A 12,716-nucleotide genomic window follows, 5' to 3' on the forward strand; every position below is an offset into this window, starting at 1 on the left:
TTCATGCTAGAATGCGTCGCGTCCGTACAGCGCGCTCCGCAGCGGAGCCAGCGCCTGCGAACCGCCTGCCCTACCATCATCAGGTCAATTCCATTTGCGCCCTGACCCTGAAGTTGTTCGCTCATCGCGCCAGGATTTATGAGACTGACTACCCTCCCCACACTGCTCAGCCTTCTGTTTTTACCCGGCCTGACCCTGGCCGCCAACAAGACAGTCTATGGCCTCAACGAATACGCCAGGCTGAGCGAAATCGATATCGAGATCGCCGCCAAGCTCGACACCGGCGCCAAGACCGCCTCGCTGAGCGCCCGCGACATCAAACATTTCAAGCGCGATGGCGAAAGCTGGGTGCGCTTCTATCTGGCCAGCGACAGCAAGCATGTACACCCCATCGAACGCCCCCTGGCGCGGGTCAGCAAGATCAAGCGGCGTGCCGACGACCTCGACCCGGATGACGACAATCGGTACTCGTCACGTCCGGTAATCAGCCTCGATATCTGCATGGGTGAATCTTTACGCACCATAGAAGTGAACTTGACTGACCGAAGTGCTTTCCAATACCCGCTTTTGATCGGCTCCGAAGCCTTGAAACGCTTTGATGCGCTGGTCGATCCAAGTCTTAAATATGCGGCAGGGAAGCCCGGCTGCGCTTCCGTCGCTCAAAACGCAGAGTAAATCCATGCGCTCTCTTACACTCCATCTGAAGATCCTGATCACTGCCCTGGTGACCCTCGGCATCGCGATCACGGCCTATCAGATTCTGGCGCTCGGCATACCCGTCAGCGAAGACGAAACCGATGACCTGTGGAATATCGACGCCAAAGTCGAGTTCGTCGCCAATCCCAAGGATTCGGTGAAGGTGCAAATGTTCGTGCCGCCGCTGGCCCACGACTACATCAGCCTCAATGAAAGCTTCATCTCGAACAATTACGGCGTCAGCGTCAACCGCGCTGACGGCAACCGCAAGGTCACCTGGTCGGCCCGTCGCGCCACCGGCAACCAGACCCTCTACTACCGACTGGTGCTGACCAAGCGTTACAGCGGTGAAAAGCCCAAGGTCAAAGGACCTATCTTTCGCGACAGCATGACCGTCGAAGGCCCGGAAAAGATCGCTGCCGAAGCGCTGCTGGCACCCATTCGCCAGCATTCGGCGGACGTTGAGACCTTCATCACCGAGGCCATCAAGCGCGTCAACAACCTGAATGACGATAACGTCAAACTGCTGCTGGCCGGTGATAACTCGGCGTCCAACAAGGCCCGGGTCACCGAGCTGCTGCTGTCGATCGCCCACGTACCGCTGGAAAAAGCCCACACCATTCGCCTGGATGCCGAGCAGCAGACACCGGAACTCTGGCTGCGCAGCTTCAACGGCAAGGAATGGCTGTACTTCAATCCTGACACCGGCGAAGCCGGCCTGCCGGACGATCGCCTGCTCTGGTGGACAGGCGAGGAAGGCCTGGTCAGCGTCGAAGGCGGCAAGAAGGTGCAAGTCACGTTCAGCCTCAACAACAGTGAAATGAACGCGATGCGTCTCGCCAAACTGACCGACGCCAGCACCGACTCGGACTTCCTGGCCTATTCGCTGTACGGCTTGCCGCTGCAGACCCAGCAGACCTTCATGATCATGGTCATGATCCCGATTGGCGTGCTGGTCATCCTGATACTGCGCAACCTGATCGGCCTGCAGACACTGGGCACCTTCACCCCGGTGCTGATTGCGTTGGCATTCCGTGAAACACAATTGGGCTTCGGCATCGCCCTGTTTACCGTGATCACCGCGCTGGGCCTGTCACTGCGCTCGTATCTGGAGCACCTGAAACTGCAAATGCTGCCGCGCCTGTCGGTGGTACTGACCTTCGTCGTGGTGCTGATCGCCGCCATCAGCCTGTTCAGCCACAAGCTCGGGCTGGAACGCGGCCTGTCGGTTGCGCTGTTCCCGATGGTGATTCTGACCATGACCATCGAACGCCTGTCGATCACCTGGGAAGAGCGTGGCGGCAGCCATGCCATGAAGGTCGCCATCGGTACGCTGTTCGCCGCGTCGCTGGCGCACCTGATCATGAGCGTGCCGGAACTGACCTATTTCGTCTTCACCTTCCCGGCAGTGCTGCTGGTGCTGGTCGGCTTCATGCTGGCGATGGGCAGATACCGTGGCTACCGGCTGACCGAACTGGTGCGCTTCAAGGCATTCCTGAAAGAGGAAAAGGCCAAGTGATCGGCTGGTGGAAAACCTGGAAGGCGCTCGAAGCCCGCGGCATCATGGGCATCAATCGACGTAACGCCGACTACGTGCTCAAGTACAACAAGCGCAGCCTCTATCCGATCGTCGATGACAAGATCATCACCAAGGAGCGGGCCATCGCCGCAGGCATACATGTGCCGGAGATGTACGGCGTGATTTCCACGGAAAAGGAAATCGACAGGCTCGACGAGATCATCGGTGGGCACAGCGACTTCGTGATCAAACCCGCACAGGGCGCAGGCGGCGATGGCATTCTGGTGATCGCCGACCGTTTCGAGGAGCGCTTTCGCACCGTCTCGGGACGTATTATCAGCCACTCGGAAATCGAGCATCAGGTATCCAGCATCCTTACCGGCCTTTATTCATTGGGCGGCCACCGCGACCGCGCACTGATCGAGTACCGGGTCGTGCCGGACCCGATCTTCAAAAGCATCAGCTATGAAGGCGTACCGGACATCCGCATCATCGTGCTGATGGGGTATCCGGTGATGGCCATGCTGCGCCTGCCTACCCGCCAATCAGGCGGCAAGGCCAACCTTCACCAGGGCGCCATTGGCGTGGGTGTGGACCTGGCCACCGGCGTCACCCTGCAAGGCACCTGGCTGAACAACATCATCAGCAAGCACCCGGACACCACCCACTCGGTGGATGGCGTGCAACTGCCCAACTGGGACGGCTTCATGAAGCTTGCCGCCGAGTGCTACGAATTGTGCGGCCTGGGCTACATCGGCGTCGACATGGTGCTGGACCAGGACAAAGGCCCGCTGATTCTGGAGCTCAACGCCCGTCCCGGCCTGAACATTCAGATCGCCAACGACAGCGGCCTGACCCATCGCACTCAGGCCGTCGAGGCGCGTCTGGAGCAACTGGCTCTCGAAGGACGTCAGGAATCGGCGCAGGAGCGAGTCAACTTTGTTCAGGACCTGTTCGGTCATGTGCCCGGCGTCTGAACCGACATACCGCTAGGACTGCCGCATCGGCAAGGCTACAATCGCCAGCCGCGTTTCCAAGACCGATATTCGACGATGCCGATCTGTTCGATACACCCCCTGCCCTACAGCGCCGACCCGATCGCGTTCTTTGCGCGAATCCGCGAAGCGCCGGGTGCGGTGCTGCTCGACAGCGGCAGGCCGACAGCCGTGCGGGGCCGACATGACCTGCTCAGTGCATGGCCGCTGCAGGAACTGAGCGTTGCCGATGATGAAGACGGCGCCGCCTACCTCCAGCGCTTACGCGACAGTCTCAAGGCGCTCGGCGCAGCGCAACTGCCTGACGGGTGCGAGCTGCCCTTCGCTGGCGGCCTGATCGGTTATCTGAGTTATGAATTTGGTCGACGCCTGGAGCCGTTGCCGGATCAGGCCATTGATGACCTGCAACTGCCTGAAGCCCGTCTGGGGCTCTACGCCTGGGCGCTGATCAGTGATCATCAGGAGCAGACCAGCCAGCTGATTTTTCACCCGTCCCTGGCCGCAAGCGAGCGTAAACGGCTGATTGAGCTGTTCTCTGTCGATATCCCTGAGCCGCACACGGAGTTCCGTCTCAGCCAGCCGTTTCAGGCCAGCATCAGCGGGGATAACTATCGCCAGGCTTTCCAACGCATTCAGGCCTACATTCAGGCCGGTGACTGCTATCAGGTCAACTTCGCACAACGCTTTCAGGCGCAGTGCGTCGGTGCCCCATGGGCCGCCTATTGTGCGCTGCGAGCAGCTTGCCCGACGCCGTTCGCCGGCTACCTGAGCCTGCCGGGGGCCGATGCGATTCTGAGTCTTTCTCCCGAGCGCTTCGTGCGGGTCAGCGCCAGGCAGGTCGAAACCCGCCCGATCAAAGGCACGCGGCCACGCAGCGCGGACCCGGCGCAGGATGCTGCCTTCGCCGCCGAACTGCTGGCCAGCGAGAAGGACCGCGCAGAGAACCTGATGATCGTCGATTTACTGCGCAACGACCTGGGCCGCAGCTGCCGCATCGGCTCGGTGAAAGTCCCCGAGCTGTTCAGCCTGGAAAGCTACCCCAACGTGCACCATCTGGTCAGCAGCGTGACCGGGGAGCTGGCCGCTGGCAACGATGCACTGGACCTGATCAGCGGCAGCTTCCCCGGCGGCTCGATCACCGGCGCACCGAAGATCCGCGCCATGCAGATCATCGACGAGCTGGAGCCGACCCGCCGCAGCCTGTACTGCGGTTCGTTGATGTACCTGGACGTGCGTGGCGAAATGGACAGCTCGATCGCCATCCGCAGCCTGCTGGTCAAAGACGGACAGATTTCCTGCTGGGGCGGTGGCGGCATCGTCGCCGACTCCGACTGCGAGGCGGAATATCAGGAAACCTTCACCAAAGTCCGTGTACTGCTGGAGACGCTTGAAGCACTCTGAACCGCTCTGCGTCGCAAAGAGGACGCAGAGCGTCCAGAACGGCATACCGACGCAGAGCGTCGGCACGATAGCCAGATCATTTCGTGACGCTCTGCGTCACCTGTCTCCAGTCGCGCGCAACCGAGGCTTCGCCCTCAAAGCATCAAATCCCGATTCGAGGCCTTGATGAATTCCTTTTTCAGGTCATCGAACGTGTGCACCGCCGGAAACTGCGGGAATTCGCGGATCACGTTGTCAGGAGCGTGGAACAGGATACCGGCGTCGGCCTCGCCCAGCATGGTCGTGTCGTTGTACGAATCACCGGCAGCGATGATCCGGTAATACAGGCTCTTGAAGGCCAGCACCGACTGACGCTTGGGGTCTTTCTGGCGCAACTGGTAACTGACCACCCGGTCGGTCTCGTCAGTGATCAGGCGATGACACAGCAGGGTCGGAAAACCCAGTTGCCGCATCAACGGCTGAGAAAACTCGTAGAACGTGTCCGAGAGAATCACCACCTGAAACCGCTCGCGCAGCCAGTTGACGAACTCCACGGCGCCCTCCAGTGGCTCGAGGGTGCCGATCACTTCCTGAATATCCGCCAGTTTCAGACCATGTTCATCGAGGATGCGCAGGCGCTGCTTCATCAGCACGTCGTAATCGGGAATGTCCCGCGTGGTGGCACGCAGCGATTCGATGCCGGTTTTCTCGGCAAAGGCGATCCAGATTTCCGGGACCAGAACACCCTCAAGGTCCAGACAGGCAATTTCCACAGCTCACTCCTCAGACTATTCGCTCTCGACGGAAGTGGCACTCTAGCCGCTGGCAGCGGCCACTGAACAGCGGATTTTGTTACCATTGCCGCCATCACGAGCGCTTAAGCGCCACTCTTGCATTTTAGGAAGCCGCCTGATGAGCCAACCTTTCGACGTCGCTGAACTGGCGACGACCTATGCGAACAAGTCTGCACAAGACATTCTGAAACTGGCCTTCGAGCACTTCGGCGACGAACTGTGGATCTCTTTCAGCGGTGCCGAGGACGTGGTTCTGGTCGACATGGCCTGGAAGCTGAACAAGAACGTCAAGGTCTTCAGCCTCGATACAGGGCGCCTGCATGCGGAAACCTATCGCTTCATCGAACAGGTCCGCGAGCACTACAAGATCGAGATCGAGATCGTTTCGCCCGATCACAGCAAGCTTGAACCTTTCGTCAAGGAAAAGGGCCTGTTCAGCTTTTACCGGGACGGCCATGGCGAATGCTGCGGCATCCGCAAGATCGAGCCGCTGCGTCGCAAACTGTCTGGCGTCAGCGCCTGGGCAACCGGCCAGCGCCGTGATCAGAGCCCCGGCACCCGCAGCGCCGTTGCCGCAGTGGAAATCGACAGCGCCTTTTCAACAGCCGAGCGCACGCTGTACAAATTCAACCCGTTGGCACAAATGAGCAGCGAGGAAATCTGGGGCTACATCCGCATGCTGGAGCTGCCCTACAACAGCCTGCACGAGCGCGGCTTCATCAGCATCGGCTGCGAACCCTGCACCCGCCCGGTATTGCCGAACCAGCACGAGCGCGAGGGTCGCTGGTGGTGGGAAGAAGCCACGCAGAAGGAATGCGGGCTGCATGCGGGCAACCTGATAGTGCGCGACTGACGTCGCGAGCTACAAGCTACAAGCTACAAGCTACAAGCTACAAGCTACAAGCTACAAGCTACAAGCTACAAGCTACAAGCTACAAGCTACAAGCTACAAGCTACAAGCTACAAGCTACAAGCTACAAGCTACAGCCTGCGCGCTTTTACTTGCAGCTTGCAGCTTGTAGCTCAAAACTGCCTCTAATGCACCGGCAGCTCGACGTTGGCAAACAGCTCTTCCATTTCCTGCTTGTTATGGCACTGAATCGCCTTGGCCATGACTTCGCGGGTCAGGTGCGGCGCGAATTTCTCGATGAAATCGCACATGAAGCCACGCAGGAAGGTGCCGCGACGGAAAGCGATTTTTGTCACGCTGGACTCGAACAGATCACTGGCATCGAGCACCACCAGGTCGCTGTCCACTGCCTCGTCTATCGCCATTCTTGCCACGATACCCACACCCAGGTTCAGCCTGACGTAGGTCTTGATCACGTCGGCATCCGCCGCCGTGAACACGACCTTGGGCACCAGCCCGCGATGGCTGAACGCTTCGTCCAGCTTGGAACGGCCGGTGAAGCCGAAGACGTAAGTCACGATCGGGTATTCAGCCAGCAGCTCCAGCGTCAGCTTCGGCGCCTTGGTCAACGGGTGACCCTGCGGCACGACAATGCAACGGTTCCAGCGATAGCACGGCATCATCACCAGATCGCTGAACTGCTCGAGCGCCTCAGTGGCGATGGCGAAGTCAACCGTCCCGTCAGCGGCCATTTCGGCGATCTGCATCGGTGAGCCCTGGTGCATGTGCAGCGCGACATCCGGGTATTGCTTGATGAAGTTGCTGATCACCGGCGGCAAGGCATAGCGCGCCTGGGTGTGAGTGGTGGCGATCGACAGCGTGCCCTTCTTCTCGTTGGAGAACTCCTGGGCAATCTGCTTGATGCTCTCGACCTTGCGCAGGATCTCGCCCGCTGTCGTGATGATGCGCTCGCCTGCCGGCGTCACACGCGTCAGGTGCTTGCCACTGCGGGCGAAAACCTCGACGCCCAGTTCGTCTTCAAGCAGACGGATCTGCTTGCTGATGCCGGGCTGGGAGGTGTAAAGGCTCTGGGCCGTCGCGGAAACGTTGAGGTCGTGGTGCGCCACTTCCCAAATGTAGCGCAGTTGTTGGAGCTTCATATGTATCCCTCAAAGCAGATAAACCCTATGGGTATCGGCGACGGTATATAACTGGATTAATGGTGAGACGAATAATTCTAGAACTTTTTATCACCTTTGTAAGGCGATCGCACGCTCGATTTCATTAAAACCACCAATTGGACCTTTCCTCTACCCCCGCCCCTTTTTCAACATCATCGGAACCATGTAGACCGGCACATCGGAAAACTGCAGGACCCTGGCAGCCGTGCGGCCTACCGAGGTGCCCTCTTCCATCCTGCGGCTGTGACTGCCGACCACCAGCAAATCCACATTCAGCCTGTGCGCCTGTTCGAGAATCACGCTGGCAGGCTCGCCCTGAACGACACGCACCGTACGAATCAGGGACAGGTCCGAGTGTCCTTCCCCCAATTCTTCACGAAACCCGTCGAGCATTCGTTGCTCTATTCCACTCAGAAACGCATTCACACCTTTGCCGCGAAGCTCTTTCAGCGCTTCCTCGCCCAGGTAACTCTGCAGCACCGACTCGGCGAACAGGCCCAGAGGCTCGACGACATGGATGACGTACAGCTCGGCGTTGAACGTTCGAGCCAGCGCCAGCGCGTGCTGCGTTACATAAGGCGCGTACAGACCGAGGTCTGCGGCATACAGCATCGAACGGACCATACAACCTCCCGTACAACCGGAATGGCGGAGATTGACTCAGCGTAGCAGCGCATCATCGGCTGCGACGGCGGACTTCTCAGCCCCCGTCGGCAAGTGGCACTATTTCGTTGCTGATGCCGTGCGGAACGTGACCCGTCGCCACCACATCACGCGCCTTCTCGCAGTGGCCGGGCTGATCGTCGAAAAACACATCGGCGGCGAACGCTTCAAGAAAGGCCGACTTTTGCAATCCACCGAGAAACAGCGACTCGTCCAGACGAATGTCCCATTCGCGCAAGGTGCGGATCACGCGCTCATGGGCAGGTGCCGAGCGAGCCGTGACCAGCGCGGTGCGAATCGGGCAGCTTGCGTCGGGAAACTCGCGCTGCAATTGATTGAGTGCGGCAAGAAACGGCTTGAAAGGCCCGCCGCGTAACGGCTCGCGAGCCCACTCACGTTCGCTGGCCTGAAAGGCTGCCAGCCCGCCGCTCTGGTACACCCGCTCTGATTCGTCGGAAAACAACACCGCGTCGCCATCGAAGGCAATCCGCAGCTCGGCGCTGGCTGCACGCCGTGCGCCACCCGAAAGGATGGTCGCGGCTGCGAACCCGGCGTCCAGGGCGCTGCGTACATCCTCGGCATGCGTGGAGAGAAACAGGTGGCAGCCAAACGCTGCGAGATAAGGGTAGGGACTGCGACCACCGGCAAATGCGGCGCGGCTGATGTCGAGGCCATAATGCTGAATCGAGTTGAAGACCCGCAGCCCGGTATCGGCACTGTTGCGCGACACCAGTACCACTTCGACGCGCGCCTTTTGCAGGCTGGCATTGAGGCTCAGCAGTTTTTCGACCAGCGGGAACGCATCGCCCTGCGCGAGAATTTCGTCCTCATGCTCGATCTGATACTTGCGGTAGGCCTCGACCCCATCGGCCATGTACACCTCATGACTGTCGCGCAGATCGAACAGCGCGCGCGATGAAATCGCCAGTACCAGCTTGTGGTCTTCAGCTTCTGTCATGAATCACTCCTTGCTTGCCGGGTGGTTGCCCCGATCGATGAACGCCAGTGCCTGATAAAGCGCCCGCACGCGAGGCATGTCAAACCCGGCGGCAAGCGCTGCTGCGAGGGGCCTGGCATAAATGGCGTCCAGCTCCAGCGGGCGTCTTTCGGCCAGGTCGTGGTACATGCTGGGCCTGTAATCCGGCATGCTTTCGGTCACCGTAAACAGATGCTGCGCGAAACCCGGCGGCAAGGAATGCCCACAGGCCTCGGCGCCCTGCACGACCTCGTCCATCAGCGACCGGATCAAGGCCTGGCTGTCAGGGTCGGCCATCAATCGAGCGGTACTGGTCTGCAACAAGGCCGACAGCCCGTTGTAGGGCACATTCCAGACCAGCTTCTGCCAGCGGGCCTGTTGCAGATTGGCCATGACCGGCGCATCGATGCCGGCTGTCCTGAACAGGGCCGCGCAGGCTTCGACAACCGCCATGCGGCTCGCCTCATCGTCCGCCGGGCCGCTGTGATAGCCGATACTGACCGCGCCGAAGGCTTCATGGGCGACGACGCCGGGCGCAACCCGGTTGACGCAGACGAAGCACAGCCCGCCGAGTATGTGCAGGCTGTCGGGCAGGACATTACGCAGCTGGTCTTCGACAGCCAGACCGTTCTGCAACAGCAGCACGCTGGCGTTTGGCGCAGCCGCCTGGCGAATGATCGGACCGAGCGCGGCATTGCCGGTGCTCTTGGTGCCGACCAGCAGCCAGTCACAAGGCGGCATTTCAGCCGCCGAGCGATACGCCTGAACAGGCTTGAGGGACAGCTCGCCATGCACGGCGCTTTTGACCTGCAAACCTTCGCGCGCCACCGTGTCAAACTCGCTGCGCAGCAGAAAATGCACATCGTATCCGGCACGCGCCAGCATCAGTCCGTAAAAGCCACCTATGGCACCCGTACCTATGATGCCGACGCGCGGACGACGGGAATCAACACTCATGACCTCTCCCTTGACTGTCTCGGTATTTGCGGCCGTACACTATCCGTCGCAGCGGATTGTCTTGCAATAAGGCAGCGCATCTCGGCCAAAGACCTGACCGATACCTCGTTTACTTATTGTCGAACAACGCGATAACGCGCTAAGGTTCGGCTCCCCGCTGCGCTCAAACCTGCTGGGCACCGCCGCACGGGGGACCGTTGGCGGCCAGTACCCGCGACCTGATGAGTAACACGATGGCTGATTTACCGATTGACGACCTCAACGTTGCCTCCAACGAGACTCTGATCACTCCGGATCAGCTCAAGCGCGACATCCCCCTGACCGATGCTGCCCTGCAGACCGTCAGCCAGGGCCGCGAAGTGATTCGCAACATTCTCGATGGCCATGATCACCGCCTGTTCATCGTGATCGGCCCGTGCTCGATCCACGACCTGAAGGCAGCCAAGGAGTACGCCGAGCGTCTCAAGGCGCTGGCCGCGGAGGTGTCTGACACGCTGTATCTGGTGATGCGCGTCTATTTCGAGAAGCCACGCACCACGGTAGGCTGGAAAGGCCTGATCAACGACCCGTACCTGGATGACTCGTTCAAGATCCAGGATGGCCTGCACATCGGTCGCCAGCTGCTGCTGGATCTGGCCGAGATGGGGCTGCCCACCGCGACCGAAGCATTGGACCCGATCTCCCCGCAGTATCTGCAGGACCTGATCAGCTGGTCGGCCATCGGCGCGCGTACCACAGAATCCCAGACTCATCGCGAGATGGCGTCGGGCCTGTCCTCGGCAGTCGGTTTCAAGAACGGCACCGATGGCGGCCTGACGGTTGCCATCAACGCCTTGCAATCGGTGTCGAGCCCGCATCGTTTCCTGGGTATCAACCAGGAAGGCGGCGTGTCGATCGTGACCACCAAAGGCAATGCCTACGGTCATGTGGTGCTGCGCGGCGGCAACGGCAAGCCCAACTATGACTCGGTCAGCGTTGCGCTCTGCGAGCAGGCGCTGAACAAGTCCGGCATTCGCCCGAACATCATGGTCGACTGCAGCCATGCCAACTCCAACAAGGACCCGGCGCTGCAACCGCTGGTGATGGAAAACGTCGCCAACCAGATCCTGGAAGGCAACGAATCGATCATCGGCCTGATGGTCGAGAGCCATTTGAACTGGGGCTGCCAGGCGATTCCCAAGGACCTGTCGGAATTGCAGTACGGCGTGTCCATCACCGATGCCTGCATTGATTGGGAAAGCACTGAAAAGACCTTGCGCAGCATGCACGCGAAACTCAAGGATGTGCTGCCAGCTCGCAAGCGCAAGTAATTGCCTGACCGACTGCACTGCAATAACGAAAACGCCGAGCAAATGCTCGGCGTTTTCTTATGCTTACTGTCTGTCGGTAGCTACAGGTCGTCAGAGCTTGGCCGCCTGCGACTGCAGATCATGCAGCTCCATGTAACGCTCGACATAAGAGCAGGACGGTATGACGGAATAACCCATGCTGTCGGCATAATCGAGCGCCTCCTTGGTCAGCGCGGCGGCAATTCCGCGACCCCGCAAGGCGTCCGGCACGAAGGTCCGATAGAAGTCCAGGGTCTGCTTGCCGAGATCCATATAGGTCAGATAGGCACGGTGGCCGTCGATAATGATTTCGAAATGGTGGCCGACTTCGTCATGGTGGATGGACAACGCCTCGCTCATCGCTACTCCTCGCGGGTCTTGGAATTTGACCCCTACCTTACCGGTCTTTTTCAGGCGAAGGAACATCTACGCCACCCAGTGTCTGTTTTCGACACCGGTAGGGCACTGCCGATCTCGACGGACATCACATTGAGATAGTAGGCGCCATTAGCGACTATGCTCAAGCTCGGTGGATGTAAAAACGCTTGGAAATGCTCACGTGCCGACCGGCAGTCGATCAGGCAAGGGCTGATGCGAACTGTCGGGAACGCTTCAGCACGGCATGAGTCCCGCTAAAGTGGATAGTTTTTGTACAGAATGCTTGAGAAGTAACGCGGAGCGCTTTCAAAGCGAGGAATTTTAGCAGCTTCTTGCGCCGGGTCCGTTTACTTACTACAAACAATGGGTACTATGTACGCCGGTCGTTTTCTCATTTTCGAGAGATGACTAATTTGAAAAAAAATTCCTTGAAGGTGAACACGATGAACAACGTTCTGAAATTCTCTGCTCTGGCTCTGGCCGCAGTTCTGGCTACCGGTTGCAGCAGCGTATCCAAAGAAACCGAAGCTCGTCTGACAGCTACCGAAGACGCAGCAGCTCGTTCGCAAGCACGTGCCGACGAAGCCTACCGCAAGGCTGACGAAGCTATGGCTGCTGCTCAAAAAGCTCAGCAAACTGCTGACGAAGCCAACGAGCGCGCTCTGCGCATGTTGGACAAAGCCAGCCGCAAGTAATAATCCTCCGGGATTATTGAAAGCCGACCCGGTAACGGGTCGGCTTTTTTTTGCCTGTTTTCTGGCTGGGTGATTGGGTGCAATAGCCTGAATGACTCCAGGAACAGGGCCAAGACCCGATGACTCTCTTTTGACTATCGTGCTAACGCTCCGCGTTGGCACGCAGTTCGTGACGCTCTGCGTCACATGGCGGTTTTTCTTTTTTCAGTTGGATTAAGGTTCGGCTCAGGTCACCTTTTCGCCCCTCGGCGACTCACTTTGAGGGACCAAAGTAAGCAAAGTCCCAGCTCCGTTTCCGGCCCGA

Annotated in this window: 13 protein-coding genes; 7 read left to right on the forward strand and 6 right to left on the reverse strand. The window is 59.3% G+C overall.

Annotated features, from left to right (window positions below):
- Positions 1 to 138: 138 nt before the first annotated feature.
- The 4 genes from GE543_RS07505 (at position 139) to pabB (ending at position 4,611) form a co-directional block, all read left to right on the forward strand.
- Positions 139 to 675 (forward strand): ATP-dependent zinc protease, encoded by a 537-nt coding sequence (locus GE543_RS07505; protein WP_003347099.1) that lies wholly within the window; start codon positions 139 to 141, stop codon positions 673 to 675.
- Between the two features lie 4 nt (positions 676 to 679).
- Entirely contained in the window at positions 680 to 2,215 is a 1,536-nt protein-coding gene (locus GE543_RS07510; RefSeq protein WP_003416135.1) for an inactive transglutaminase family protein, read from the forward strand.
- A complete protein-coding gene (locus tag GE543_RS07515; RefSeq protein ID WP_161420648.1) occupies positions 2,215 to 3,192 on the forward strand; it encodes an alpha-L-glutamate ligase-like protein in 978 nt (325 codons plus the stop codon). The genes GE543_RS07510 and GE543_RS07515 overlap by 1 nt, the downstream gene beginning before the upstream one ends.
- Before the next feature lie 75 nt (positions 3,193 to 3,267).
- A complete protein-coding gene (gene pabB / locus GE543_RS07520; RefSeq protein WP_153221119.1) occupies positions 3,268 to 4,611 on the forward strand; it encodes an aminodeoxychorismate synthase component I in 1,344 nt (447 codons plus the stop codon).
- A gap of 134 nt (positions 4,612 to 4,745) precedes the next feature.
- Here the strand turns inward: pabB and thrH are convergent, their stop codons facing one another.
- The gene (thrH, locus tag GE543_RS07525) at positions 4,746 to 5,363 is read right to left on the reverse strand and encodes a bifunctional phosphoserine phosphatase/homoserine phosphotransferase ThrH (RefSeq protein WP_046237753.1); all 618 of its coding nucleotides are present in this window, start codon (positions 5,361 to 5,363) and stop codon (positions 4,746 to 4,748) included.
- A gap of 139 nt (positions 5,364 to 5,502) precedes the next feature.
- Here thrH and GE543_RS07530 point away from each other — a divergent pair, with 139 nt between their 5' ends.
- On the forward strand, positions 5,503 to 6,237 hold the full coding sequence (locus GE543_RS07530; RefSeq protein WP_003416132.1) for a phosphoadenylyl-sulfate reductase: 735 nt from the start codon (positions 5,503 to 5,505) through the stop codon (positions 6,235 to 6,237).
- Positions 6,238 to 6,419: 182 nt separating this feature from the next.
- On the opposite strand, the gene cysB is transcribed toward GE543_RS07530, so the two are convergent.
- The 4 genes from cysB to GE543_RS07550 all read right to left on the reverse strand — a co-directional run bounded on the left by cysB (position 6,420) and on the right by GE543_RS07550 (position 10,011).
- On the reverse strand, positions 6,420 to 7,394 hold the full coding sequence (cysB, locus tag GE543_RS07535) for an HTH-type transcriptional regulator CysB (protein ID WP_003315705.1): 975 nt from the start codon (positions 7,392 to 7,394) through the stop codon (positions 6,420 to 6,422).
- Positions 7,395 to 7,544: 150 nt separating this feature from the next.
- Positions 7,545 to 8,039 carry a universal stress protein gene (locus GE543_RS07540; protein ID WP_003315706.1) on the reverse strand — a complete coding sequence of 165 codons (495 nt, stop codon included), beginning with the start codon at positions 8,037 to 8,039 and terminating at the stop codon, positions 7,545 to 7,547.
- A 76-nt stretch (positions 8,040 to 8,115) separates the two neighbouring features.
- The gene (locus tag GE543_RS07545; protein WP_003347087.1) at positions 8,116 to 9,036 is read right to left on the reverse strand and encodes a 5'-nucleotidase; all 921 of its coding nucleotides are present in this window, start codon (positions 9,034 to 9,036) and stop codon (positions 8,116 to 8,118) included.
- A 3-nt stretch (positions 9,037 to 9,039) separates the two neighbouring features.
- On the reverse strand, positions 9,040 to 10,011 hold the full coding sequence (locus GE543_RS07550; RefSeq protein WP_153221120.1) for a putative 2-dehydropantoate 2-reductase: 972 nt from the start codon (positions 10,009 to 10,011) through the stop codon (positions 9,040 to 9,042).
- 233 nt (positions 10,012 to 10,244) lie between these two features.
- On the opposite strand from GE543_RS07550, the gene GE543_RS07555 reads away from it, so the two are divergent.
- Positions 10,245 to 11,321 (forward strand): 3-deoxy-7-phosphoheptulonate synthase, encoded by a 1,077-nt coding sequence (locus tag GE543_RS07555; RefSeq protein ID WP_003315709.1) that lies wholly within the window; start codon positions 10,245 to 10,247, stop codon positions 11,319 to 11,321.
- Positions 11,322 to 11,411: 90 nt separating this feature from the next.
- Here GE543_RS07555 and GE543_RS07560 read toward each other — a convergent pair whose 3' ends face one another.
- Entirely contained in the window at positions 11,412 to 11,699 is a 288-nt protein-coding gene (locus tag GE543_RS07560; RefSeq protein ID WP_003315710.1) for a GNAT family N-acetyltransferase, read from the reverse strand.
- Between the two features lie 461 nt (positions 11,700 to 12,160).
- On the opposite strand from GE543_RS07560, the gene GE543_RS07565 reads away from it, so the two are divergent.
- Positions 12,161 to 12,412, forward strand: coding sequence for an Lpp/OprI family alanine-zipper lipoprotein (locus GE543_RS07565; RefSeq protein ID WP_003347084.1), 252 nt, complete (start codon positions 12,161 to 12,163; stop codon positions 12,410 to 12,412).
- Positions 12,413 to 12,716: the final 304 nt, after the last annotated feature.

This window comes from Pseudomonas sp. SZ57 (assembly GCF_009495975.1).
In the GTDB taxonomy this organism is placed as follows: domain Bacteria; phylum Pseudomonadota; class Gammaproteobacteria; order Pseudomonadales; family Pseudomonadaceae; genus Aquipseudomonas; species Aquipseudomonas syringae.